Annotated in this window: 22 protein-coding genes; 19 read left to right on the top strand and 3 right to left on the bottom strand. The window is 62.8% G+C overall.

The annotated features are described in order from the left end of the window. Positions 1-53: 53 nt before the first annotated feature. Complete coding sequence (locus tag CAG25_RS25455; protein ID WP_085613327.1) at positions 54-1,634, top strand: glycosyltransferase family 39 protein; 1,581 nt, start codon at positions 54-56, stop codon at positions 1,632-1,634. A gap of 44 nt (positions 1,635-1,678) precedes the next feature. On the opposite strand, the gene CAG25_RS25450 is transcribed toward CAG25_RS25455, so the two are convergent. Together CAG25_RS25450 and CAG25_RS25445 are read right to left on the bottom strand one after the other, a co-directional pair. Beyond that, a complete protein-coding gene (locus CAG25_RS25450) occupies positions 1,679-2,437 on the bottom strand; it encodes a slipin family protein (protein ID WP_039773021.1) in 759 nt (252 codons plus the stop codon). 2 nt (positions 2,438-2,439) lie between these two features. Beyond that, the gene (locus CAG25_RS25445) at positions 2,440-2,967 is read right to left on the bottom strand and encodes an NfeD family protein (RefSeq protein ID WP_085613326.1); all 528 of its coding nucleotides are present in this window, start codon (positions 2,965-2,967) and stop codon (positions 2,440-2,442) included. A 196-nt stretch (positions 2,968-3,163) separates the two neighbouring features. Here CAG25_RS25445 and CAG25_RS25440 point away from each other — a divergent pair, with 196 nt between their 5' ends. From CAG25_RS25440 to pgaD, 14 genes are all read left to right on the top strand, one after another. Continuing rightward, the gene (locus CAG25_RS25440) at positions 3,164-3,625 is read left to right on the top strand and encodes an aminoacyl-tRNA deacylase (protein WP_007957669.1); all 462 of its coding nucleotides are present in this window, start codon (positions 3,164-3,166) and stop codon (positions 3,623-3,625) included. A 128-nt stretch (positions 3,626-3,753) separates the two neighbouring features. Continuing rightward, positions 3,754-3,999: a DUF2789 domain-containing protein gene (locus CAG25_RS25435; protein WP_085613325.1), complete on the top strand. Its 246-nt coding sequence runs from the start codon at positions 3,754-3,756 to the stop codon at positions 3,997-3,999. A gap of 88 nt (positions 4,000-4,087) precedes the next feature. Further along, a complete protein-coding gene (locus CAG25_RS25430) occupies positions 4,088-4,333 on the top strand; it encodes a type II toxin-antitoxin system Phd/YefM family antitoxin (RefSeq protein ID WP_081353107.1) in 246 nt (81 codons plus the stop codon). 121 nt (positions 4,334-4,454) lie between these two features. After that, positions 4,455-4,883, top strand: coding sequence for a MarR family winged helix-turn-helix transcriptional regulator (locus CAG25_RS25425; RefSeq protein WP_039773010.1), 429 nt, complete (start codon positions 4,455-4,457; stop codon positions 4,881-4,883). After that, positions 4,880-6,943 carry an FUSC family protein gene (locus tag CAG25_RS25420; protein ID WP_085613324.1) on the top strand — a complete coding sequence of 688 codons (2,064 nt, stop codon included), beginning with the start codon at positions 4,880-4,882 and terminating at the stop codon, positions 6,941-6,943. Before CAG25_RS25425 ends, CAG25_RS25420 begins: the two co-directional genes overlap by 4 nt. Then, complete coding sequence (locus CAG25_RS25415) at positions 6,940-7,149, top strand: DUF1656 domain-containing protein (protein WP_007957657.1); 210 nt, start codon at positions 6,940-6,942, stop codon at positions 7,147-7,149. Before CAG25_RS25420 ends, CAG25_RS25415 begins: the two co-directional genes overlap by 4 nt. Next, complete coding sequence (locus tag CAG25_RS25410; protein WP_085613323.1) at positions 7,146-8,033, top strand: HlyD family secretion protein; 888 nt, start codon at positions 7,146-7,148, stop codon at positions 8,031-8,033. Before CAG25_RS25415 ends, CAG25_RS25410 begins: the two co-directional genes overlap by 4 nt. Continuing rightward, a complete protein-coding gene (locus tag CAG25_RS25405) occupies positions 8,030-9,472 on the top strand; it encodes an efflux transporter outer membrane subunit (RefSeq protein ID WP_085613322.1) in 1,443 nt (480 codons plus the stop codon). Before CAG25_RS25410 ends, CAG25_RS25405 begins: the two co-directional genes overlap by 4 nt. Before the next feature lie 93 nt (positions 9,473-9,565). Continuing rightward, positions 9,566-10,201, top strand: a complete 636-nt coding sequence (locus CAG25_RS25400) for a hypothetical protein (RefSeq protein WP_011331886.1) — start codon at positions 9,566-9,568, stop codon at positions 10,199-10,201. 199 nt (positions 10,202-10,400) lie between these two features. Further along, on the top strand, positions 10,401-11,906 hold the full coding sequence (locus CAG25_RS25395; protein WP_085613321.1) for a YdgA family protein: 1,506 nt from the start codon (positions 10,401-10,403) through the stop codon (positions 11,904-11,906). A gap of 256 nt (positions 11,907-12,162) precedes the next feature. Beyond that, complete coding sequence (gene pgaA, locus CAG25_RS25390; protein ID WP_085613320.1) at positions 12,163-14,643, top strand: poly-beta-1,6 N-acetyl-D-glucosamine export porin PgaA; 2,481 nt, start codon at positions 12,163-12,165, stop codon at positions 14,641-14,643. Between the two features lie 12 nt (positions 14,644-14,655). Further along, positions 14,656-16,653 carry a poly-beta-1,6-N-acetyl-D-glucosamine N-deacetylase PgaB gene (gene pgaB, locus CAG25_RS25385; RefSeq protein ID WP_085613319.1) on the top strand — a complete coding sequence of 666 codons (1,998 nt, stop codon included), beginning with the start codon at positions 14,656-14,658 and terminating at the stop codon, positions 16,651-16,653. Position 16,654: 1 nt separating this feature from the next. Then, positions 16,655-18,010, top strand: coding sequence for a poly-beta-1,6-N-acetyl-D-glucosamine synthase (gene pgaC / locus CAG25_RS25380; RefSeq protein WP_064592607.1), 1,356 nt, complete (start codon positions 16,655-16,657; stop codon positions 18,008-18,010). Continuing rightward, the gene (gene pgaD / locus CAG25_RS25375) at positions 18,007-18,540 is read left to right on the top strand and encodes a poly-beta-1,6-N-acetyl-D-glucosamine biosynthesis protein PgaD (RefSeq protein WP_085613318.1); all 534 of its coding nucleotides are present in this window, start codon (positions 18,007-18,009) and stop codon (positions 18,538-18,540) included. Before pgaC ends, pgaD begins: the two co-directional genes overlap by 4 nt. Here the strand turns inward: pgaD and CAG25_RS25370 are convergent. Continuing rightward, complete coding sequence (locus CAG25_RS25370) at positions 18,533-20,062, bottom strand: FAD-dependent oxidoreductase (RefSeq protein ID WP_085613317.1); 1,530 nt, start codon at positions 20,060-20,062, stop codon at positions 18,533-18,535. The two genes, pgaD and CAG25_RS25370, sit on opposite strands and share 8 nt — an antisense overlap. A 139-nt stretch (positions 20,063-20,201) precedes the next feature. Here CAG25_RS25370 and CAG25_RS25365 point away from each other — a divergent pair, with 139 nt between their 5' ends. From CAG25_RS25365 to CAG25_RS25350, 4 genes are all read left to right on the top strand, one after another. Continuing rightward, positions 20,202-20,762, top strand: coding sequence for a YbhB/YbcL family Raf kinase inhibitor-like protein (locus CAG25_RS25365; RefSeq protein ID WP_085613316.1), 561 nt, complete (start codon positions 20,202-20,204; stop codon positions 20,760-20,762). Between the two features lie 88 nt (positions 20,763-20,850). Continuing rightward, positions 20,851-22,542, top strand: a complete 1,692-nt coding sequence (locus tag CAG25_RS25360) for a VWA domain-containing protein (RefSeq protein ID WP_085613315.1) — start codon at positions 20,851-20,853, stop codon at positions 22,540-22,542. A 29-nt stretch (positions 22,543-22,571) separates the two neighbouring features. Next, a complete protein-coding gene (locus CAG25_RS25355; RefSeq protein ID WP_039773061.1) occupies positions 22,572-23,153 on the top strand; it encodes an RNA polymerase sigma factor in 582 nt (193 codons plus the stop codon). Continuing rightward, the gene (locus CAG25_RS25350; RefSeq protein ID WP_085613314.1) at positions 23,150-23,752 is read left to right on the top strand and encodes a hypothetical protein; all 603 of its coding nucleotides are present in this window, start codon (positions 23,150-23,152) and stop codon (positions 23,750-23,752) included. The genes CAG25_RS25355 and CAG25_RS25350 overlap by 4 nt, the downstream gene beginning before the upstream one ends. Positions 23,753-23,764: the final 12 nt, after the last annotated feature.

The raw sequence follows: 23,764 nt of genomic DNA, 5'->3' as shown, positions 1-23,764 counted from the left end.
AGCAGGTTGGCGCGTCATACTCTCGTGGCGCAACGGCGCGGCAAGAGGAAACAATGGCGGTTAACAGAGTCACGCCAATGGGCGACACGCAAGATCCCTTTGCCGCACCCGGCTCCTGGTTCGGCAGTCTGCGCTGGGTGCGCTGGGTAAAACATCATTGGCTGTGGCCGATCCTCGCGCTGGCGGCGTTCGTGCGTTTTTATGACCTGACGGCGGCGGCGATCTGGGGCGATGAAGGGTCCAGTCTGCTGTTGGCGCGCTATCCGTTGAGCGAAATCTGGAAGCACGCGGCCTTCGATGTGCATCCGCCGCTGTACTTCATACTGCTGCATGGCTGGATCGAGCTGTTCGGTGACGGCATCTTCGCGATCCGCTGCCTGAGTGCGCTGGCCGGCATCGCGGCGGTCGGGTTGGGCGTCTGGCTGGTGGATCGCCTGGCCACACGCCGGGCCGCCTTCATCGCCGGTCTGTTGCTGGCGCTGCTGCCGACAGCGGTGCGCTACAGCCAGGAAGTGCGCATGTACGCGTTGCTCGGAGGACTGTTGCTCGCCGCGAGCCTGGCGCTGGTTTACTGGATCAGGCGCCCCCAGCGAAACCGCTATCTGGTGATTTACGCGTTGTTGATGAGCGCGGCCTTCTACACCCACTACTTCGCCGTTCTCGCGGTTTTGTGTCACTGGCTCTACCTGATCGCGATCCGCGTACAGCGCGGTTATCGATTCCGCCATATCCAGCGCTGGAACTGGTGGCTGGCGAACCTGGCCATCGTCGTGCTGTACCTGCCCTGGCTGCCCAATCTGCTCGACTTGATGCAGCACATGGAACAGCTCAGGGCCGGCGGCGATGTCGGCTGGGAGCCGGCCGTCACCTTGAGTTCGCTGCCGTCGATGATCTGGTCGTGGTTGATTCAGGACGATGGCGATACGTTACCGCTGCTGACGTTCGCAGCGTTGCCCCTGGCATTGCTGGCACTGGCGGCTGTCGCGGTGATGCGCGACCGCAGCGTGTCGCGCGGCAGTATGCTGTTGGCGCTGTACACCGGACTGCCGCTGCTGCTGGTATTTGCGGTGTCGTTCATCACGCCGGTCTTTGTCGAGCGCTATTTGACGGCGTACGCCCTGGGGTTGCCGATGCTGGCGGCGTTGGCCGTTGACCGTTTGTACAGCCACGCACGGTTGCTCGCTTTGGCGGTGTTGGTCTCTCTGATCGGCGTGGAACTGCTCGGCGTGAACAACAACGCCACCGTCGACAGCGATGATCAGTTCGATCGCGTGGTGAATTACGTCAATCAGCATTTCCTGCCGGGCGATCGTATCGTCACCAGCGACATGCTCTGGTACTTGAGCTACGTCTATTACGACCGCAGCGGTGCGCAGGTGCGCCTCTTTACTCCGCCGACAGCAGACGGCCGTTCGACACAACCGAATGAGTACGGCTTCGGCACACTGGTGAGCCGCGAGGTCTATCTGGACAGCCTCGCACAATTGCCGGGGCATGGACGGGTCTGGCTGGTCGGGACGTTCGGCGCTGCGGAAGAATTCTCACCCTTACCCGCCACCTGGCAGCCCGGCGCCGAAATCCATGCCGGCGGCGCCAACGCACGCCTGTTCATCCCCCAGCCACCACTCGACTAAAGCCGCACCTCTATAGACGCCGCTGCCGACTGCGAGCTTTTGCCTCAGGATTTACCTGACAAATCTGCCATGCCCTTGAGCAGTTCGATCGGCAGCGGAAAGACGATGGTCGAGCTCTTGTCCCCGGCAATCGAACTCAAGGTCTGCATGTAGCGCAGTTGCATGGCGCCGGGCTGGCGACCGAGCATTTCGGCGGCCTGCATGAGTTTTTCCGAGGCCTGCAATTCGCCTTCGGCGTGGATCACCTTGGCTCGCCGTTCCCGCTCGGCTTCGGCCTGTTTGGCGATGGCGCGCACCATCGACTCGTTGAGGTCGACGTGCTTGATTTCGACGTTGGCGACCTTGATGCCCCAGGCGTCGGTCTGGGCGTCGAGCACTTGCTGGATGTCGATGTTCAGGCGTTCGCGTTCGGCCAGCAGTTCGTCCAGCTCATGTTTGCCGAGCACCGCGCGCAGGGTGGTCTGGGCCAGTTGGCTGGTGGCCATGAGGAAGTCTTCGACCTGGATGATCGCTTTCTGTGGATCGAGCACGCGGAAGTACAGCACCGCGTTGACCTTCACCGACACGTTGTCGCGGGTGATCACGTCCTGCGGCGGCACGTCGAGGACGATGGTGCGCAGATCGACCCGGACCATTTGCTGCACCACCGGAATCAGCAGGATCAGCCCCGGCCCTTTGACCTGCCAGAAGCGTCCGAGCTGGAACACCACGCCGCGTTCGTATTCGCGCAGGATGCGGAACGTCGAGCCGGCCAGGGCGATCAGCAACAGCAGCAGCGCGACAAAACCGATTTGCAGACCCATGATCACTCTCCGAGCGGTGCCGCGTCAGTCGCGGCCACTTGCAGCAACAGGCCCTTGCGTCCGACCACCCGCACCGGTTGCCCGGTGTGCAGCGGCGTGGCGCTCAGTACCTGCCAGCGTTCTCCTTGTAATTGCACCCAGCCGTTGCGGCTGTCTTCCGGTTGCACCACCGTCACCGCCGTGACACTGCCGAGCAGGCCGGCATCGCCGCTGACCGGTTGGCGCGGTCGGGTTTTCAGGGCGCGGACCAGCAGCGCGATCAGCAACAAGGCGCTGACCAGGCCGAGGCCGATCATCATCGGTACCGGCAGTTCGGCGTTGCTCAGGATCAGTGCGCCGATCACAAACATGACGATGCCGCCGAGGCCGATCACCCCGTAGTTGGGCAGCGCGGCTTCGGCGATCAGAAACGCGATGCCCAGGGTGATCAGCCACAGACCGACCGGGCTGACAGCGGTAAACGGGGTGTCTGCCGCAACCACCGATCCACTCAGCAGCACCAGGGCAAACGCACAGCAACGGATGTTCACGTGACCCTCCGCGAGAGTCAGGGGTTGTTCTTACAGTCTAGTTGAAGCTGTGGCTGGATGAATTTTGATCAATTCTCCTGCCCCGCCAGTGGGCGGATTTCCCGGTGCTCGCGGCTCGCCGGACTAGACTTTCAAGGACAGCCACAGCGTTTCATTACCGTCCGCCGCGCAGCGTCGGCGGGCACCGAGGTGCATCATGCGTATGGCCAAGAAAGTGCAGAGCAGCCTCAACCGGGCGCAATGCGAATATGACATCGTCACCCACCCGCACTCGTCCAGCAGCCTGGAAACGGCGCGGGTCTCCGGGATTGCCGCAGAACGGGTGGCCAAATCGGTGATCCTGGACGACCGTCACGGGCACTACCTGATGGCGGTGCTGCCCGCCAGCCGACACCTGGACTTGAGCAAGGTGCGCAGCAGCGGCGAATGGCAAATCACCCGCGAAAGCAATCTGGCGCACATTTTCGACGACTGCGAACGCGGCGCCGTACCGCCACTGGGCGATTCCTATGGCCTGGACATGGTCATCGACCCGCTGCTGACCCGGCAGAAAGACATCTACCTGGAAGCCGGCAACCACAACAACCTGCTGCACATGAGCATGCCCGAGTTCCTGAAAATGGTGCCGCATGCGCAGGTGCGGGAGTTGAGTCAGTAGCTTTTTTAGCGTCTGTGCCGACGCCAATCGCGAGCAAGCCCGCTCCCACAGGCCCTGCGCTAAACCTGTGGAGCGGGCTTGCTCGCGAAAAATCTTTCACACCCTACAAATCTCGCAGGAGTTCCGACATGGAAAACCCGACGCACAGCCTCCCATCCCTGTTCAAGCAACTCGGCCTGGACAACGACCCGGTCAGCATCGACCAGTTCATCGCCACCCATTCCCCGCTCAAACCCGAACTGCACCTGTGCGACGCGTTTTTCTGGAGCGAGAGCCAGGCGGATTTCCTGCGGGACGAAATTCTCGATGATGCGGATTGGGCGGAGGTGGTGGATCAGTTGGATGTGATGTTGAGGAAGGGGCGGGGCGCTTAGTCAGCGTAAAATTTCGTCACAGGATATCCTCAATCGCCCTCTCTATCTGGGGTAGCTTCCGATTTCAAAGAAGACTGGAAGCTGAAAAATGCAAAGATTCCCCCCGGTAAAAATGATCAGTGTCGAGGCTTTTAAAGAAAATTTTGATGCGGTAATCAAGGACGTCAAATATGAGCCAGTCGTTTTACAAAAGCACAGTCAAGTTTTAGCTGTCCTGCTTTCCGCATCATTGTATGAGGCGGTTATTGAACGGCTGGACGATCAGTATTTGGCGTTGATCATTCACTCGCGACGCAATGAAATTGGAAAACCCATCGAGCTGGATCAACTGTAAAAAACCTTCGAGGAGATTTGTTTCAAAACTTGACTGAATTTCCCCACCAATGCGATATTGATAGTTAGCAAACTAACAGTGTGTGCATTCCCTCGTGCCGAATAACCTCGACGCTCTCCAGATGAACATCAGCAGTGCCATGGTGGTGGCCGCCAGGCATTGGCGGAAGATCTGCCAGACCACGCTGGTCAACTATGGAATTTCCGAAGCCTGCGCCGTCCCGTTGTTGATGATCGGGCGGTTGGGCGAGGGTGTGCGCCAGGTGCAGGTGGCGCAGGCGGCGGGGATGGAGTCGCCGTCGCTGGTGCGCCTGCTCGATCAGTTGTGTCACGCCGGGTTTGTCTGCCGCACCGAAGATGCCCAGGACCGTCGCGCCAAATGCCTGAGCCTGACCGACGCCGGCCGTGAGCTGGTGCAAGCGGTGGAGGCGCAACTGGTGCGTCTGCGTCATGAAGTGCTCGAAGGCATCGACCAGCGCGATCTGGAGGCTACGCTTCGAGTACTGAGAGCTTTTGAGGCGGCCACTCCGCCAACGGTGATCAATCCGTGAACGGGTTCTTTTCCGGCATGCCCCCGGCGCGGGACTGGTTCTACGGGGTCCGCACGTTTGCGGCTTCGATGACCGCGCTGTACATCGCCTTGCTCATGCAGATGCCGCGCCCGTACTGGGCGATGGCCACGGTGTACATCGTTTCCAGCCCGTTCCTCGGCCCGACCAGTTCCAAGGCGTTGTATCGGGCGATCGGTACGTTTCTCGGTGCGGCGGCGGCGGTGTTGTTCGTGCCGATGTTCGTCCAGAGCCCGTATGTGCTGGTGGTGGTCATCGCCTTGTGGACGGGGATTCTGCTGTTCCTGTCCTTGCATTTGCGCACCGCCAACAACTACGCGCTGATGCTGGCCGGCTACACCTTGCCGTTGATCGCCCTGCCGGTGGTGGATAACCCGCTGGCGGTGTGGGACGTGGCCGAGTCGCGGACTGAAGAGATCTTTCTCGGCATCGCCGTAGCGGCGGTGGTCGGCGCGATGTTCTGGCCACGGCGCCTGGCGCCGGTGTTCAACGACGCCGTGGGCAAATGGTTCGCCGACGCCACGACTTACAGCCTGAAATTCCTCAGCCGCGACGTGCAGCCCGAAGAGGTCGCAGCCCTGCGCATGGCGATGGTTGGCAGTTTCAACAGCCTGGAATTGATGATCGGCCAGTTGCCGCACGAAGGTGCGCGGCCGCAGACGGTGCGCAACACCAAGGAACTGCGCGGCCGGATGATTCACCTGCTGCCGGTGATCGACGCCCTTGAAGACTCGCTTTACGCCCTCGAACGGCGCACGCCCGAGCTGGTGGAAAAATTCGCCCCGCTGCTCACTGCGACTCGCGAATGGCTCAGCCACAAAGACGCCGATCTCGGCCGCTGGCAAGCCCTGCGGGATCAGCTCGAAGCGCTGCAACCGAGCGCCGAAGCCCTCGAAGATCGCAAACAGTTGCTGTTTTCCAACGCGCTGTACCGCCTCGGCGAATTCATCGATCTGTGGCAGGACTGTCGCAGCCTGCAGGACGCGATCCTGTGCGAGCGCCAGGACAGCTGGCGCGCGGTCTATCGCCACTGGCGCCTTGGGCGTCTGACGCCATTTCTCGACCGTGGGCTGATGCTGTATTCGGTGGCCTCGACCATTCTGGCGATCATCGTTGCCTCGGTGTTGTGGATCCTGCTGGGCTGGACCGACGGCGGCAGCGCGGTGATTCTGGCGGCGGTGTCGTGCAGCTTCTTCGCCTCGATGGACGACCCGGCGCCGCAGATCTACCGGTTCTTTTTCTGGACCGGAATGTCGGTGCTGTTTGCCAGTCTGTACCTGTTTCTGGTGCTGCCGAACCTGCATGACTTTCCGATGCTGGTGCTGGCGTTCGCGGTGCCGTTCATCTGTGTCGGCACCCTGACGGTGCAGCCACGCTTCTACCTCGGCATGCTGCTGACGCTGGTCAACACCTCGTCGTTCATCAGCATTTCCGGTGCTTACGACGCCGACTTCTTTGCCTTCGTCAATTCCAACCTGGCGGGCCCGATTGGGTTGTTGTTCGCGTTTATCTGGACCCTGATCGCCCGGCCGTTCGGCGCCGAGCTGGCGGCCAAGCGCCTGACCCGTTTCAGCTGGAAAGACATCGTCAGCATGACCGAACCGGCGAACCTCGCCGAACACCGGCAACTGGGTGTGCAACTGCTCGACCGTCTGATGCAGCACCTGCCGCGTCTGGCGCTGACCGGCCAGGACACCGGCATCGCCATGCGCGAAGTGCGCGTGGGGCTGAACCTGCTCGACCTGCTCGCCTACACACCGCGAGTGACGGGCGCGCCGAACGCGTTGCTCAAGCAAGTGGTGGCAGAGGTCGGCGAGTATTTCCGGGCCTGTCTCAAGGCCGGCGAACGCCTGCCGGCGCCAAGCGCCTTGCTGATGACCATGGATCGCACCCGCCGCGCGCTCAACGGCCACGGCGATGAAGAAACCCGGCTCAACCTGTTGCACGCCTTGAGCGGTTTGCGCCTGGCGCTGTTGCCCGGCGTGGAATTCGTTTCCAACGCAGAGCCCGAAGAACCGCTGCCCGAAGGAGCGCCCCTATGATCGGTGATCTGGATATCAGCGGCATTTTCCTGCCGACCCTGCTGGTGTTGATGGGCATCACTTATGTGCTGTTTGTGTTGGTACACGGCGTGCTCACACGCCTGCATTTCTACCGTCTGGTCTGGCACCGGGCATTGTTCAACGTGGCTCTCTACGCCGTGATGCTGTACGGCGTGGATTCACTCAGTCGATACCTGATGACATGAAAAAACCGTTTCTGACCCTCGGTCGCGTCGTCCTGACGCTGCTGATCGTGACTTTCGCCGTCGTCGTGGTCTGGCGCATGGTGATGTATTACATGTTCGCGCCCTGGACCCGCGACGGCCACATTCGCGCCGACATCGTGCAGATCGCTCCGGACGTGTCCGGGCTGATCCAGCAGGTCGAAGTGAAGGACAACCAGTTGGTGAAACGCGGCCAGGTGCTGTTCAGCATCGACCAGGACCGTTTCAAACTGGCGTTGCGCCAGGCCAGGGCGGCGGTCGCCGATCGCGAAGAAACCCTGGCTCAGGCGCAGCGTGAAGCCAAGCGTAACCGTGGTCTGGGCAATCTGGTGCCAGCCGAACAGCTGGAAGAAAGCCTGTCGAAAGTGGCCCGCGCGCAATCGGCCCTGGCCGAAGCGCTGGTGGCGGTGGACAGTGCTCAGCTCAACCTCGATCGCTCGGTGATCCGCAGTCCGGTGGACGGCTACGTCAACGACCGTGCGCCACGCTCGCAGGAATTCGTCACCGCCGGGCGTCCGGTGTTGTCGGTGGTCGACAGCAATTCGTTCCACATCGACGGCTATTTCGAAGAAACCAAACTCGACGGCATCCACATTGGGCAATCGGTGGATATCTGCGTGATCGGCGACCGCGCCCGCTTGCGCGGGCATGTCGAAAGCATCGTCGCCGGTATCGAAGACCGTGACCGTTCGAGCGGCAGCAACCTGCTGCCCAACGTCAATCCGGCGTTCAGCTGGGTGCGTCTGGCGCAACGGATCCCGGTGCGCATTGCCTTCGACGATGTGCCGGATGACTTCCGCATGATCGCCGGGCGTACCGCGACCGTGTCGATCATCGACGATCAACCGCAGGAGCCCGCGCAATGAACAGGGCCCTGATGGTCGCCGGGCTGGGCATGATGCTGTCGGCCTGCTCGATGGTCGGGCCGGACTATCACGTGCCCGAAGACGCGGCGATCCAGCGCAAGGATTTCCAGGGCGACCTGGCAGTGGCCGGCAAACCGGTGGTGTCGGCCCCGGTGCCGGCGGACTGGTGGCGGCTGTATCAGGATCCGCGTCTGGATCAACTGGTGCAGCAGGCCATGGCCTCCAACACCGATCTGCGGGTGGCGGCGGCGAACCTGTCGCGGGCCCGTGCGCAGGTCGATGAAGCCGAAGCGGCCGGTGGCTGGAGCGGCGGCGTGAAGATGGGTGCGCAACGCTTGCAGGAATCCGGCGAGGCGTTCCTGCTGCCGGAGAAAGTGCCGGTGGCCAACATCGGCGATATTGGTATCAGCGCGTCCTACCAGTTCGACCTGTGGGGCACCCTGCAACGCGGGATCGAAGCGGCGAAGGCCAACGCCGACGCGACCCAGGCCGCGGCCGATACCGCGCGCATCACCCTGGTCGCCGACGTGGTGCGGGCTTACACCCAGGTCTGCGCGGCGAACGAGGAACGGGAAATCGCCCAGCATTCCCTCGACCTGCAATCCCAGAGCACGACCCTGATCCAGCGTCTGCGCGATGCCGGGCGCGGCGACGAAACCCAGGTCACCCGCTCGCAGACCCAATTCAAATCCTTGCGCGCCGACATGCCACGTTATGAGGCGGCGCGTCAGGCCGGGTTGTTCCGTCTGTCGATGCTGCTGGCCAAGCCTGTCGATCAATTGCCGGCTGGCACCGCGACCTGTGCCGAGCTGCCGAAAATCGCGCAACTGGTGCCAGTCGGTGACGGCGCCGCGCTGCTCAAGCGTCGGCCGGACATCCGCCAGGCCGAGCGGCGTCTGGCGGCCGCGACCGCCGGGATCGGCATCGCCACCGGCGAGCTGTACCCGGACATCAGTTTCGGCGCGACAATCGGCACCGTCGGCATTCTCGACAACCTGGGCAAACCGTCCACCAATCGCTGGGGCTTCGGCCCGTCGCTGAGCTGGAGCGTGCCGACCAACGGCGCCCGGGCCCGCATCCGTGAAGCCGAAGCCACCACCCAGGGCGCGCTGGCGCATTTCGACGGCGTGGTGCTCAACGCCATCCGCGAAACCCAGACCGGCCTGTCCCAGTACTCCGCGCTGCTGCAACGCCGCGATGCGCTGGCCGATGCCGAGCAGTCGGCAAAACTGGCGGCGGACCAGACGCACCGCTTCTTCCAGGCCGGCCGCGAGTCGTTCCTTGCCGACCTGCAGGCCACCCGCACCTACACCGACGTCACCGCGCAACTGGCCGCGGCCAACACCCAGGTTGCCATGAGCCAGATCGATTTGTTCCTCGCCCTGGGCGGCGGTTGGGAAAGCGGACGAACGCAAGCCTCGAGCGCCAGCAAACCCTGAGGCCGTTGCTATGCTTTGAAGTATTGAAAGGGCGCCCCGAACCAGGCGCCTTTTCAGTGCACATCGCTAGCGCAGGTCTAGGGGAAACCAATAATGAAAAACCCTTACGCTCTTGGCTTCTGGTGCGCCCTGGTAGCCTTGGTGCTGCTGTCGGCCACCTACTTCTACGGCATCATGCTGGCCCACCAGATCGACAAGGCAATGGTCTTCCTCGACAGTACCGTGGCGCTGATCGCGGTCATGGCGATCGTGGTCGTGGCGTCGGCGCTGGTGCAGACCCAGCGACTCAAAAAACGCCAGCTTGAGCAAAGCAAGACGCTGCTGCTGATCTGGGACACCAAGGTCGCGCTGCGCAAAGTCGAAACCGTATTCGACCGCTACTTCTGGGGCGGCTACTGGCAGCCGGGGCGTACCTTCGCCGAAGTCATGGGCGAGCTCACCGGCACGCCGCTGGAAAAAAGCCTCGAAGCCCTGAAAAAACAATGTCTGGCCCTCGACCGACAAGTCGCCGGCGACGGCTGGCACTGGCTCAACAACGCCCGCGAACTGTCGGACGTCGCCACGGCCATGGCCCGCGAGCGTTATCAACTGGATTTCTGCGACCCGCGCAGCGACGGGCCGGGCGGAGCGGTGATCGACCGGGATTTCGAAGTGCTGGTGTACACCTGGACCGCGCGACTGAAAAGCTTCGACCATCAGCTGGACGAGATCGAGGTTCAATACTCCTGAGCCCGAAAAGATCGCCGAACCCGGCGATCTTTTTGTTTGTCCATGTCTTGTCGACACTCTTTAACCTTTAAACATTGGGCTGCCAGGCGCGCCCGGTGCTAATCTCCACCGCTAAATTCAGCGGAGTCGCGCCACGGCCCGGTCACGGGTTCAGGGAAGACGACCACACTTTCAGCCACGGAAATCGATCAGGTCATTCATGAATAAATCAGCAGGCGTGCTTCTCGGAATTGTTGTGGCCATTGGCGCCATCAGCGTAGGCGGGGCCTGGTACACCGGCACCAAAATCGAAGGCGTGCTGAACAACGCCGTCGCCAATGCCAACAGCGAGTTGCAGACCGCTATGGCTGGCTCCAACGGCAGTGCGTCGCTGGAACTGGTATCGCTTGAGCGCAACACCTTCAGCAGCACCGCGCACTATCGCCTCAAGGGCGATGGTGAAATGTTCGGCGAAGCGCCGGTCGAGCTGCTGTTCGTCGACCGCATCGAACATGGCCCGCTGCCGTTCTCGCGTCTGGTGTCGCTGAAATGGCTGCCGGTCATGGCCACCAGTCACTTTGAGCTGGAAAAGACCCCGATCACCGAAAAATGGTTTGCCGCCACCAAGGGCGCGGCGCCGCTCAAAGGTGTGGTCAACATCGGCTACGACCAGTCCACCACAGGAAACCTCGAACTGCTGCCACTGGAAACCGCGCTGGATGACAAGTCGAACCTGAAGTTTTCCGGCTTGAACATGGATATTTCCGCCAGCGCCCAGGCCCAGAAGGTCAAGGCCGACGGCTACATGGACAGCCTGCGCCTGACCACGGTCGCCGAAGACCAGACCCCGGTGCAGATCGAACTCAATGGCCTGACCCTGGCCAGCAACCTCGCCAAGAGTACCTACGGCTATTACACCGGCGAGAACACCCTGGAGCTGACCAGCAGCAAGACCACCTTCGGCGCCAAGCAGTCGGTGCTGGGCGTGAAGAACTTCGAAATGAAGAACCGTACCGAAGAGAACGGCAGCAACGCCTCCGGCCGTGCCGACTACAAGGTCGCTGAAGTAACCCTCAACGACAAGAAGATCGGTTCGGCCAATCTGGCCATGAGCCTGAAAAACCTCGACATTCCGTCGGCGATGTCGCTGATGCAGATCTACCAGACCAAGCTGCAGCCTTACGAAAAAGCCGCTGCCGAAGCCACCGCCGCCGGCCTGCCGGCACCGGAGCTGAACCTGACCGAGGCCGAGTCGACCCAGGTCAAGGCCGACCTGCAGAAACTGCTGGCGGCCGGGCCGCAACTGGCGCTGGAAGACCTGTCGCTGAAAACCGCCAACGGCGAAAGCCGGGCGAATCTGGTGCTTGATCTGACCAAGCCTGCGTCGATGGACCTGCCACCGGATCAACTGGGCAAACAGTTGATCGCGCTGCTGGAGATCAATGTGTTGGTGTCCAAGCCGATGCTGGTCGACCTGCTCAGCGTGCAGGCGCAAATCGATGGCCAGACCGATGCCAAGGCCATCGTCGACCAGGCCAGCGCTGGCGCCGACATGTTCGCCGGCATGGCCGTCGGTTCGCAGCTGGCGACCCTGGATGGCACCAACGTTGTCACCAAGCTGCATTACGCCGCTAATCAGGTGGAGTTCAACGGCCAGAAGATGACCGTCGAGCAGTTCGTGGGCTTCCTGATGAGCAAGTTCGGCAGTATCGAACAGCCTCAGTAAACGCCTCGCGCGTCACCGAAACGCCCGGCCTCTGCACCCGCAGACGCCGGGCGTTTTGCTGTCTGGCATCCGGGTCAACGGTTAGCCGGGGCCAGTCATCGTCACGAATCTGAACAATTATTGTGTTCTGAATATTGATCTACGCTTGCGTGCAAGACTGCTTGGATAGCTTGGCCAGGTGATCGACCTGGCCTCCGTTACGAAATGGGCAAGGGGGGGCACTGCTACCCGGCTGGCCATGTAAGGATGCTGACGAATGCCGCGTATTGATGGTCCTGTATTACATCGTGGTTTACGCCCTTTGTTTCGAGTCGCGCTGTGCAGCCAGTTGCTCTGGCCGGCGTTCGCGTTCGCCGACACGGCCTACGATCAAATGGTGCTCGACGCCCGGGCCGGGCATTACACGCCCGCGCTGACCGTCTTGCGTCAGGTGCCGCCGGCCCAGGCCACCACCGGCCAGGTCAGCGATCACCTGCAAATCGCCGGTTGGGCCGGACTTGATGCGGAAGTGGTGCAGGTCTACGAGACCCAGGGTCGTGGCCGCGCACTGCCGGTTCAGGCGCTGACCGCCACCGCCCGGGCCTACCGCAACCTCAAGCGCTGGGATCAGGCGATCCAGGTCTACAACCAGGCCCTGACGCTCGAGCCGGACAACGCCGACCTGCAACTCGGTCTGGCGCTGACCCAGGCCGACTCCGGCAAGCCTGACGAAGGCGTGATCCGCGCCCGTTCGCTGGTCGCCGCCAAACCCGATGATCCTGCTCGCCGACTGGCGCTGGGCTACGCCTTGAGTCGCGCCGGCAAGCCGTACGACGCGCTGTTCGAATACGACCAGGCCTTCATGCGCGCCGGCAACAAACCTGAGGTCGCCCGCGAATACGTGGTCGCCCTGCAAAAGGCGCGTCTGCCGGAGCCGGCGCTGCGGCTTGCCAGGCAGCGTCCGGGGTTGATCGATCCCGTCACCTTGCGTCGACTGGAAGGTGATCTGGCCGCCGAACGCGTGCGCCTGGCCGAACTGGCCACCCGCAGCGAAAAAGAACGCTACGTGATCGCCGACCGCGCCCTGGCCGACTACGACCAGTTGCTCGCCACCTGGACCCCGGACGCCAGCGCCCACGATGACGTGACCCGCTGGCGCATCGACCGCATGGGCGCACTCAAGGCCCGGGCGCGCACCGCCGAAGTCATCAGCGAATACCAGAAGCTGCAAGCCGAAGGCGTGAAGATCCCGACCTACGCCCTGCGCTGGGTGGCGGCGTCCTATCTGGATCAGCGCCAGCCGGAAATCGCCACCGATCTTTACCGTCAGGTGCTGGCAGCGCCGGACGCCGATGTCGGCGACCGACTCGAAGACACCACGGCGCTGTATTACTCGCTGCTGGAAAGCGACCGCGCCGAAGAGGCGCGCAAGGTTGCTGAGGATCAGGCCAAGGCGCAGAAGCCGCGTGTCGAACTCAAGGGCTTGCCGATCGGCAACCCCAACGACGAATGGATGGACGCCCAGCAACTGGCGGCGCAGGCCGGCACCTATGGCTCCGACCTGCCTCACGGTGAAGAGCGTTTGCAGACTCTGGTGGATCAGGCGCCGGGCAACATCGGCCTGCGCCTGGCCCAGGCCGACCTGTACCTGGCCCGCAACTGGCCGCGCCGCGCGGAAAACCAGCTCAAGGAAACCGAGAGCATCGCGCCGCGCGACATGGGCCTGGAAGTCGCGCAGGCCCGCACCGCCATGGACTTGCAGGAATGGCGGCAGATGGATGCGCTGACCGATGACGTGGTGGCGCGCTTTCCTGACAACCGTCAGGTCCAGCGTCTGGCCCGTGAACGCGAAGTGCACGACATGTCCGAGCTGCGCGTCGAGGCCTACGGCGGCAAGGCCAACGGCGGCAGCGGTGGCGATGCCGGCGCGGTCTCCGGCAGCCGGGATTTCGGTATCCAGACCACCCTTTACAGCCCGCCGATCGATGAGGACTGGCGGGTGTTCGCCGGGGCCGGATACGCCACCGGCGATTTTGCCGAAGGCACCGGCCACCACCGCTTCCAGCGTGTCGGCCTGGAGCGTCGCACCCGCGACATGACCCTCGAAGCCGAAGTATCGAATCATTCCTACGGTTTCGGCGACAAGCAGGGCGCGCGTCTGGCGATTGCCCGGGATATCAACGACCACTGGCAATACGGCGGCAGCCTTGAATACCTCTCGGCCGAAACCCCGCTGCGGGCATTGAACAGCGACATCAAGGCCAACGGCGGCAGCGGTTTCATCCGTTGGCGCGGCAACGAGAGCCGCGAGTGGCGGCTGGCGGTCAGCCCGTCGCACTTCAGTGACGGCAACAACCGCGTCGAAGCCTTGCTGACCGGAAAAGAGGGCGTCTACAGCGCGCCGAACCTGCAAGTCGATGCGGGCCTGGAAGTGGGCACCAGCCACAACTCCAAATCCGATGACGTGCCGTACTTCAACCCGAAGTCGGACTTCAGTGTCATGCCGCTGCTCAACGTCAATCACGTGCTGTACCACCGCTACGAAACCGCCTGGAGCCAGCAGTTCCAGGCCGGAGCGGGCACTTACAGCCAGCGTGATCACGGCACCGGCGGCATGGCATTGCTCGGTTACGGCCAGCGCTACGCCTGGAACGACGTGTTCGAGGTGGGCGGTTTGTTCAGCGTGATCAACCGGCCCTACGACGGTGACCGGGAAACCGATCTGCGTCTGCTCGTCGACCTCACTTTCCGCTTCTAGAAGAGTTTGAAGATGCCTTTGATTTCGCGTTTCTTCCTTCTGCTGGGAGTGCTGCTGGTCAGCGCCTGCGCCCAGCAAGCCCCGGCCTTTGCGCCGCCGTCCGAGCGACCGCTGGCAGCCAATGAAAAGCCCTGGCCGAAAAACCACGTGCTGGGCATTGCCTACCACGACGTCGAAGACCGAGACCCCGATCAGGCGGTAGTGGCGGTGCGCACCGAGCGTCTGCTCGAACAGCTCGCCTGGTTGCGGGAGAACAACTACAAACCGGTGACGGTCGATCAGATCATGGCCGCGCGCCAAGGCGGGCCGGAACTGCCGCCCAAGGCAATCCTGCTCAGCTTCGACGACGGTTATTCAAGCTTCTACACCCGCGTGTTGCCGGTTTTGCGCGCCTACAACTGGCATGCGCTGCTGGCGCCGGTCGGCACCTGGATCGATACGCCGCTGAACCAGCCGGTGGATTTCGCCGGCACGCCGCGTCCGCGCTCGGACTTCCTGACCTGGGCTCAGGTGCGGGAAATCTCGCAGTCGGGTCTGGTGGAAATCGCCGCTCACACCGATGCCAATCACAAAGGCATTCTCGCCAACCCGCAAGGCAACCTGCAGCCGGCGGCCGCGACCCGACGCTACGATCCGGTGAGCAAACGCTATGAGTCCGAGGCCGATTTCCAGGCGCGGATCCGCGCCGACGTGCAGGCGATCTCGGAGAAAATCCGCAAGAACACCGGTAAGAAACCGCGCGTCTGGGTCTGGCCTTACGGCACGGCGGACGGCACGTCGCTGACCGTGGTGAGCGAGGAAGGCTATGAAATGGCCCTGACCCTCGATGACGGCCTCGATGCCCTCGACAACCTGATGAGCGGGCCGCGTTTCCTGGTGGCTTCCGACCCTGACGGCGAGCACTTCGCCAACAGCGTGGTCGGCGTGCAATCGGATTTCACCATGCGCGTCGTACACGTGGATCTGGATAACGTCTACGACCCGGACCCGGCGCAGCAGGAAATCAACCTCGGCAAACTGATCCAGCGCATGGCTGACATGGGCGCCAACACGGTGTTCCTGCAAGCCTTCGCCGATCCGAAGGGCGATGGGCTGGTGCATTCGTTGTACTTCCCCAACCGTCATCTGCCGATGCGCGCCGACCTGTTCGACCGCGTCGCCTGGCAATTGCGCACCCGGGCTCACGTGAAGGTCTTTGCGTGGATGCCGGTGCTGAGTTTCGAACTGGATTCGAAGCTGCCACGGGTGACGCGCTGGGATCCGAAGACCGGCACGACCGCTGTCGATCCGGATCAATACAAGCGCCTGTCGCCGTTCGATCCCGAGGTACGGCGGATCATTGGCGAGATCTACGAAGACGTGGCGCGCCTGACTTCGGTCGACGGCATTCTCTACCACGACGACGCGGTGCTTTCGGACTTCGAAGACGCCGGCCCTCAGGCGCTGAAGGCTTACACCGCCCAAGGCTTGCCGGGCTCGATCGCCGCTCTGCGTGACGATCCGGCGGCGATGCAGCGCTGGACGCGCTTCAAGAGCCGTTACCTGATCGACTTCACCAACGAACTGACCGCCAAGGTGCGCGCGATTCGTGGCCCGCAAGTGCTTACCGCGCGCAACATCTTCGCCGAGCCGGTGCTCAATCCGCACAGCGAAGCGTGGTTCGCGCAGAACCTCGACGACTTCCTCGTGACTTACGACTGGACGGCGCCGATGGCCATGCCGCTCATGGAAAAACAGACGTATGCGCAGTCCGGCCCGTGGCTCGAAGAACTGGTGGCGAAGATCAAACAGCGCCCTGGTGCGCTGGACCGCACGGTGTTCGAACTGCAGGCCCGGGACTGGACGAAAAAGGACCAGGCCGACATCGACGGCGCACAACTGGCCGACTGGATGAGCCGCCTCAAGCGTCAGGGCGCCACCAGTTTCGGCTACTACCCGGACAACTTTCTCGAGAACCTGCCGGACCTGAAAACCGTGCGGCCTGCGCTCTCCAACAAATGGAACCCATGACATGCTGGATAGACTGCTGGCCCTGCTTGTTCTGGCGATCGTCCTCGGCGTCCCGCTGGGGCTGATCTTCCTGGTCACCGGGCAATTCCTGATGGACTTCGTGTTCTTCTACCCGCTGTTCATGTCCGGGTTGTGGATTTCCGGTGGCCTGTATTTCTGGCTGCACTGGGAGCGGCACTGGCCGTGGAAGGACGACACCCTGCCGCCACCGCTGGAAGGCGAACCGCTGATTTCGATCCTGATCCCTTGCTACAACGAGGGCGACAACGCCGCCGACACCATCCACGCGGCGCTGGCGCAGCATTACCCGAACATCGAAGTCATCGCGATCAATGACGGCTCCAAGGACAACACCGCGCAAGTGCTGGATGCGCTGGCCAAGGAAGACCCACGGCTGCGGGTGCTGCACCTGGCGGAAAACCAGGGCAAGGCCGTGGCCCTGCGCATGGGCGCCATCGCTGCGCGCAGCGAATATCTGGTGTGCATCGACGGTGATGCGCTGCTGGCGCCGAACACCGCCGCTTACCTCGTCGCGCCGATGCTCGACAACGCACGACTGGGTGCGGTGACCGGCAACCCACGAATCCGCACGCGTTCGACCCTGGTCGGTCGGGTTCAGGTCGGCGAGTTCTCGTCGATCATCGGGCTGATCAAGCGCACCCAGCGGGTATTCGGGCGGATCTTTACGGTGTCGGGTGTGATCGTTGCGTTCCGCCGCACGGCGCTGAACCGGGTTGGCTACTGGAGCCCGGACATGATCACCGAAGACATCGACATCAGCTGGAAGCTGCAACTGGATCACTGGAGCATCTTCTACGAGCCCCGTGCCCTGTGCTGGATCCTGATGCCGGAAACCCTGCGCGGTCTGTGGAAACAGCGTCTGCGCTGGGCCCAGGGCGGCGCCGAAGTGCTGTTCAAAAACATTCGCGGGATCTGGCAGTACCGTCACCGTTACCTGTGGCCGCTGCTGTTCGAATACTGCCTGTCGACCGGTTGGGCGTTCACCTTCCTGTTGTCGGTGATCTTCTGGGCCGTCGGCAAGTTCGTGGTCATGCCGGAAGCCATTGCCGTCGATCACCTCATGCCGCCGGCGTTTACCGGTCTGCTGCTGGCGTTTGTCTGCCTGGTGCAGTTCGCGGTCAGCATCATCATTGACCGGCGCTACGAACCGGGCCTGGGCAAGACCATGTTCTGGGTGGTCTGGTATCCGATTGCGTTCTGGTTCGTCAGCCTGCTGACCACGCTGGTCAGTTTCCCCAAAGTCTTGTTCGGCCAACACCAGAAGCGTGCGCGCTGGGTCAGTCCCGACCGGGGTATCAAGCCGCTCGGGGACGATGAAGAGGAGGTAATCAAATGAAAATCATCCGGACCCGCCAACGGCCGTTTCTGGTGGTGGTCGATGCGTTCTTCACCGTGCTGGCCTGGATCGGTCTGCTGTATCTGCTGGCGCGCGGTTTATGGCCGCTGATCGAGACCCACGAAGGCGGCCCGCGCATCGACAACTCGGCATTCGAAGCCCTCGGCACCTTGCAGATTTACCTGTGGGTGGCGCTGGTCAACGCAGTGATCCTGATCGGCTGGGCGCGCTATCAGCAACGCAAGAGCCGAAGCTTCGCTCAACGCCGCCTGCCGTCCCCGGTGGTCGACGATGAGGGGCTGAGCCGCAGCTTCAAACTGTGCGACGAGCGCTTTCAGAAACTGCGCGGGCCGGGCGTGATGACCATCCACAACGATCAGGACGGCGATGTCAGTCATGTGGTGCCGCATCTGTGGCCGGTCCAGCCGGAAGAACTGCCGCCACCGCTGGCGCCACTCGAGCATCCTCGGGTGATTTTTCTGCACGCCGAGGACGACGACAACCGCGAGCCGCTGAACCGGATCACCTGACGGCGCGAATCAGTCGCCAGGCTTCCTCCATCGGCAGCGGTTGCTTCATGCGTTCGGCCAACAGTGCCATCGCTCGTTCCTCTTCGCAGGCGACCGCCGCCACTACCACGCCCTTGCAACCGAACAGCCCGATAAATGGCGGCTGTTTGGGTTCGCCTATAAATTCGACCGCATCCCACGTCTCGGCGTGACCGAGATAGTCGTAGTTGCGGCCGAAATGCCAGGTCCAGAAATACGGCACGTCGAGGTAATGCTCATCGCCACCGAGCAGGTTGGCGGCGGCGATCCGCGCGTGCTGCTGGGCCAGGCGCCAGTGTTCGATGCGTTGTGGTTTGCCGTTCAACGGGAAGGTGGCGATATCGCCAATCGCCCACAGGCCGTCAGCCACGCGCAGGCTGGCATCGACCAACAGTGATTGATCTTCCTCGCGCGGCAGGTCGCCGAAGGCTTCGGTGGCCGGATGTACGCCGATTCCCGCCAACACCAGATCCGCCGACAGGCGCAGGCCGTTATCGAGCAACACCGCCTCGACCTTGCCGTCGCCGGTGATCTCCCTGGCTTCGTGATCAGTGATGAATTTCACGCCGTTTTCTTCGTGCAGCGCCCGGATCGCCTTGCCCACTGCTTCACCGAATTGCGCCGCGAAGGGAATCTCGTGACGCGCCAGCACCGTCACCTCGAGACCTTGCTGGCGCAGGGCCGAGGCGCATTCGAGCGCAATGAAACTGTCACCGATGATCACCGCGCGCTGGCCCGGCTGGGCGGCGTCCATGATGGATTGCGCCTGGGCTTTGCAGCGCAGGACAAACACCTGGGGCAGGTCGGCGCCGGGCAGTTTAAGCGCGTTCGGCGTCGCGCCGGTGGCCAGCACCGCCGCGCTGTAATGCAGTGTGCGGTCATCGCTCAGGTGAAGGGTTTTGGCTTCGGCATCAAGCCCGGTGACCTCTCCTGAAACCCGGTTGATGTGCTGTTCGCGGTAAAAGTCTTCATCGCGCAGGGGCGGGGTTTCCGGCGCCGGCATTTCCCCGGACAGCACGAATTTGCTCAGCACCGTGCGGTCGTAGCCGGCGTCCGGCTCGCGGTCGATCAGCACGATTCGCCCGCCGAAGCCTTTTTCCCGCAGGGCGGCGGCGCAGGCCGTTCCCCCGGCACCGGCGCCGACGATGACAAAGGTGCGCGGGTCGTCCTGCGGCGGGGTGTGCGGATCCGGCAGCGGCTGGTCATCGACCCACACCTCGTCGCCGCGCAGTTCCAGCGGATAACGCTTGAGGCTGTCCAGCGCCGGTGGCTCGCACAACGCGCCATCTTCGGCACGAAAAGCTGCCTTGTGCCACGGGCAGATCAGCCGGCCGTGGCACAACGCACCTTCCGCCAACGGCGCGCCGGCGTGCGGGCATTCGCCCTGAAAGGCGCGCAACTGGCCGGCGGCGCGCAGCAGGACGATCTTGCAGTCGCCGATCTGCACCTCCAGCCCACGGTCTTCAGGCACATCGGTGAAACGGGCGACACGGTGCAGGGTCATGGTCGTGCTCCTCACAGGCATTTCTCTTACGAGTTTGGGCTGCATTGCGAGGTTCAGCCATTTCCCACTGCCACGGCACGAACGGTACGGCTATAGTTTGCAGGCCGACGAAGGCCCAACTGCACAAGGTGCTCCCGGAATGACCCGATTGACCTCTCTCAACCCTTGGCTGGCGGCCGTTGCCGTCGCCCTTTGCGTGCAGTTTCCGGCGCAGGCCCAGGAGCGTTTCACCCTCAGCATTCCCGGCGTGTCGGATAACCGCCTGTTCACCTCGGCGGCGGCCAGCGATGCGGCCGGCTGCGGCGGCAAGAACCAGTCGCCGGCCCTGAGCTGGAATGCCGGCCCGGCCGGAACCCTGAGCTACGCCATCGTCATGCACGATCCGGACGGCCAGAAAGGCTCGGGCGTCGATCACTGGATTCACTACGGCATCAAGGCCACGACCCGGCAGATTGCCGCCGGCGTTGGCGCCAAATCAGCCCTCGAAGGCGTCGGTGGCACCAACAGCAAAGGCACCACCAGCTACGTCGGCCCGTGCCCACCGGTGGGCGACAGCGCGCACCACTACATCATCCAGATCTACGCCCTGGATCTGGCTCCGGACGCCTTGCCTGCCGGCCTGACCCGCGCCCAGCTGATGGAAAAAATCAAAGGCCACGTGCTGCGCAACAGCAGTGCGGTGCGGCGTTATCACCGCTGAAAAAAATTTCGGCGAGGTTTAACCCGAACGCAAAGGGCTGCCCGTCTCAGGGGATGAATGGATCAATTCTTCCCCGAGGTCAGCCCCCATGTCCCTTCCTTCCACGCTTCTACGCCCCCTTGCTGCCAGTGTGTTGCTGGTGGTTGCCGGTTGCGGCGTTTCCTCCAGCCCGGAAACCATCGTCGCGCCGCCTCCGGCGCAGACCGAACTGAAATCCTCCGTGCAACCTGAAGCGGTGATGGCCGATAGCGCGATGGCCAAGCGCAGTGTACGGGCGGCGCCGATCGCCAGTTTTGCACCGCTGCCGGCCGCTGAAAGTTATCCACAGGGCTATCGCGACGAACAGCGCGAGCAGTACGCCAAGCTGGCCGACAACCCGATCCACAGCGTCGCCGAAACCCCGGTCTCGACCTTTAGCGCCGATGTCGACACTGGCGCCTATGCCAACGTGCGACGGCTGCTCAATCAAGGTCGACTGCCGCCGGAAGGCGCGGTGCGCCTGGAAGAGATGGTCAATTACTTTCCCTACGACTACGCGCTGCCGAGCGATGGCTCGCCCTTTGGCGTGACCACTGAACTGGCTGCCTCACCGTGGAACCCGCACACCCGCTTGCTGCGCATCGGCATCAAGGCCTCCGACCGCGCGGTGGCGGAACTGGCCCCGGCCAATCTGGTATTTCTGGTGGATGTGTCCGGCTCGATGGACCGCCCCGAAGGCTTGCCGCGGGTCAAAAGCACCCTGAAGTTGCTGGTCGATCAATTGCGCGAGCAGGATCGGGTTTCGCTGGTGGTGTATGCCGGCGAATCCAGAGTGGTGCTGGAGCCGACTTCCGGACGGGAAAAAGCGAAAATTCGCACAGCCATCGAGCAATTGACCGCTGGCGGCTCGACTGCGGGTGCTTCAGGCATCGAGCTGGCTTACCAGATGGCGCAGCAGGCGTTCATCCCCAACGGCATCAACCGCATCCTGTTGGCCACCGACGGTGACTTCAATGTCGGCATCAGCGACTTCGACAGCCTGAAACAAATGGCTGTGGATAAACGCAAGACCGGCATATCCCTGACCACCCTGGGTTTCGGTGTGGATAACTACAATGAACACCTGATGGAACAACTGGCCGATGCCGGTGACGGCAACTACGCCTACATCGACAACCTGCGCGAAGCGCGCAAGGTGCTGGTGGATCAACTCGGTTCGACACTCGCCGTGGTGGCGAAAAACGTCAAGTTGCAGGTCGAGTTCAACCCGGCGCAGGTCAGCGAATACCGCCTGCTCGGTTACGAGAACCGCGCGTTGAAGCGTGAGGATTTCAGCAATGACAAGGTCGATGCCGGTGAAATCGGTGCGGGCCATACGGTGACGGCGTTGTATGAAATTGTCCCGACAGGCGAGAAGGGCTGGCTGGAACCGCTGCGTTACGGAAAAACCGATGCTGTGGTTTCCGAGAAGAAAGGAGAATTGGCAATGTTGCGCGTGCGATATCAAAAGCCTGAGGGTGGGAAAAGTCTGCTGATCGAGCGGCCGATTGCCAGTCAGGTTGCGTCCGCCAGTGAAGACCTGCGTTTCGCTGCCGCGGTCGCTGCGTTTTCCCAGCAACTCAAGGACGGCCGCTACACCGGCGAATTCAGCCTCAAGGACACCGAAGCCCTGGCCCGAGGTGCACGCGGCGATGACCGCTTCGGCCTGCGCAACGAGTTCGTGCAACTGGTGGAACTGGCGCAGAGCCTGCGTACGTCCACGGCCTCCAACGCAATGTCCACCGAGCGACGGATTGAATAGTGAGCCGCCTCAAAGGCTTCATCACCCAGCTGTTTGCTTCTGCAGACAGCCTTGAGGCCAGCAGCGACGAATCGCTGCTGGCCCGTTATCGCGAGGGTGACGGCAAGGCGTTCGAGATCCTGTACGCCCGTCATCGGCAGAGTCTTTACCGGTTTCTGCTCGGTTTGAGCGGCAAACCGGAACTGGCCGACGAGGTTTTCCAGGAGACCTGGCTGAGCCTGATCCGCAGTGCCAGTCAGCCACAGGGCAGGGCGACCTTTCGTACATGGTTGTTCCAGATTGCCCGCAATCGCCTGATCGACCACTGGCGCAAACACGGCGCCCGGCAACCGCTGCATGACAGCTACGACGAGCAATTCCACGCCGTCAGCGACGACGCCTCCGATCCCGAACAATTGCTCAACCTCAGCCGCGACAGCCAGCGCCTGGAGAGCGCCCTGCAATCCTTGCCCGCCGACCAGCGCGAAGTGTTCCTGCTACGCGCCCATGGCGACCTCGACTTGGCGCAAATCGCCAGCCTCACCGAAACACCGCTGGAAACCGTCAAGAGCCGCTTGCGCTACGCCCAGCAAAAACTGCGTCGGCTGCTGGCCGAGGAGGTACTGACATGACGGACACCCGCCCGACATCCGAAGAGCAAGTGCTCAAGCATGTGCGCGAACAGCACAACGCCGAGCCGCCGGCGCATCTCGATGCGCTGATCCTCAACGCCGCCCACCGTGAAACTCCGGCACCACGGCAAAACCTGTGGCAACGCTGGCTCAAGGCCTGCCAGAAGCCGCGCTACCAGGTGGTTTTCGCCAGTCTGGTCGGCATCGCGCTGATGCTGTCGCTGGTGCAGCGTGCGCCGGAACCCGTGGCTCAATTCGATTTCGCCCCTGCTGCCAAACCGGCTGCGCCTGGGGTCCGCCAGGAGGCCCGATCGCTGTCGGCTCCTGCCGGCGCACTTTCCGCGCCAGCTCCCGCGCCGATGGCGGAAATGGCCGCGCCGATGCAGAGCGAATCGATCAGCGCCGACACGGCGGACGAAGCCAAGGTCAGCAAGCGCGCCGCCGCCCCGGTCAACGGTCTCGACGCGCAACTGCGCGAAGTCCTGCGCCTGCGCGAGTCCGGCCAGTCGCAAGCGGCCGACAGCCTGTTCAACAACCTGCACAAGCGCTACCCGAACGTGAATCTCGACCTGCGGCTGGAAAAAATCCGCAAGAACTGACCGTATCCGCCA

This window comes from Pseudomonas sp. B16(2017) (assembly GCF_002113205.1).
Taxonomy (GTDB): Bacteria; Pseudomonadota; Gammaproteobacteria; order Pseudomonadales; family Pseudomonadaceae; genus Aquipseudomonas; species Aquipseudomonas pharyngis.
The sequence above is the reverse complement of the archived record's forward strand: the minus strand, read 5'-3'. Positions and strand labels throughout refer to the sequence as shown.

Coding starts and splice junctions, on each gene's coding strand:
- CAG25_RS25455 (WP_085613327.1), top strand. CDS start 54: ATGGCGGTTAACAGAGTCACGCCAATGGGCGACACGCAAGATCCCTTT.
- CAG25_RS25450 (WP_039773021.1), bottom strand. CDS start 2,437: ATGGGTCTGCAAATCGGTTTTGTCGCGCTGCTGCTGTTGCTGATCGCC.
- CAG25_RS25440 (WP_007957669.1), top strand. CDS start 3,164: ATGCGTATGGCCAAGAAAGTGCAGAGCAGCCTCAACCGGGCGCAATGC.
- CAG25_RS25435 (WP_085613325.1), top strand. CDS start 3,754: ATGGAAAACCCGACGCACAGCCTCCCATCCCTGTTCAAGCAACTCGGC.
- CAG25_RS25430 (WP_081353107.1), top strand. CDS start 4,088: ATGCAAAGATTCCCCCCGGTAAAAATGATCAGTGTCGAGGCTTTTAAA.
- CAG25_RS25425 (WP_039773010.1), top strand. CDS start 4,455: ATGAACATCAGCAGTGCCATGGTGGTGGCCGCCAGGCATTGGCGGAAG.
- CAG25_RS25415 (WP_007957657.1), top strand. CDS start 6,940: ATGATCGGTGATCTGGATATCAGCGGCATTTTCCTGCCGACCCTGCTG.
- CAG25_RS25410 (WP_085613323.1), top strand. CDS start 7,146: ATGAAAAAACCGTTTCTGACCCTCGGTCGCGTCGTCCTGACGCTGCTG.
- CAG25_RS25405 (WP_085613322.1), top strand. CDS start 8,030: ATGAACAGGGCCCTGATGGTCGCCGGGCTGGGCATGATGCTGTCGGCC.
- CAG25_RS25400 (WP_011331886.1), top strand. CDS start 9,566: ATGAAAAACCCTTACGCTCTTGGCTTCTGGTGCGCCCTGGTAGCCTTG.
- CAG25_RS25395 (WP_085613321.1), top strand. CDS start 10,401: ATGAATAAATCAGCAGGCGTGCTTCTCGGAATTGTTGTGGCCATTGGC.
- pgaA (WP_085613320.1), top strand. CDS start 12,163: ATGCCGCGTATTGATGGTCCTGTATTACATCGTGGTTTACGCCCTTTG.
- pgaB (WP_085613319.1), top strand. CDS start 14,656: ATGCCTTTGATTTCGCGTTTCTTCCTTCTGCTGGGAGTGCTGCTGGTC.
- pgaC (WP_064592607.1), top strand. CDS start 16,655: ATGCTGGATAGACTGCTGGCCCTGCTTGTTCTGGCGATCGTCCTCGGC.
- pgaD (WP_085613318.1), top strand. CDS start 18,007: ATGAAAATCATCCGGACCCGCCAACGGCCGTTTCTGGTGGTGGTCGAT.
- CAG25_RS25370 (WP_085613317.1), bottom strand. CDS start 20,062: ATGACCCTGCACCGTGTCGCCCGTTTCACCGATGTGCCTGAAGACCGT.
- CAG25_RS25365 (WP_085613316.1), top strand. CDS start 20,202: ATGACCCGATTGACCTCTCTCAACCCTTGGCTGGCGGCCGTTGCCGTC.
- CAG25_RS25360 (WP_085613315.1), top strand. CDS start 20,851: ATGTCCCTTCCTTCCACGCTTCTACGCCCCCTTGCTGCCAGTGTGTTG.
- CAG25_RS25350 (WP_085613314.1), top strand. CDS start 23,150: ATGACGGACACCCGCCCGACATCCGAAGAGCAAGTGCTCAAGCATGTG.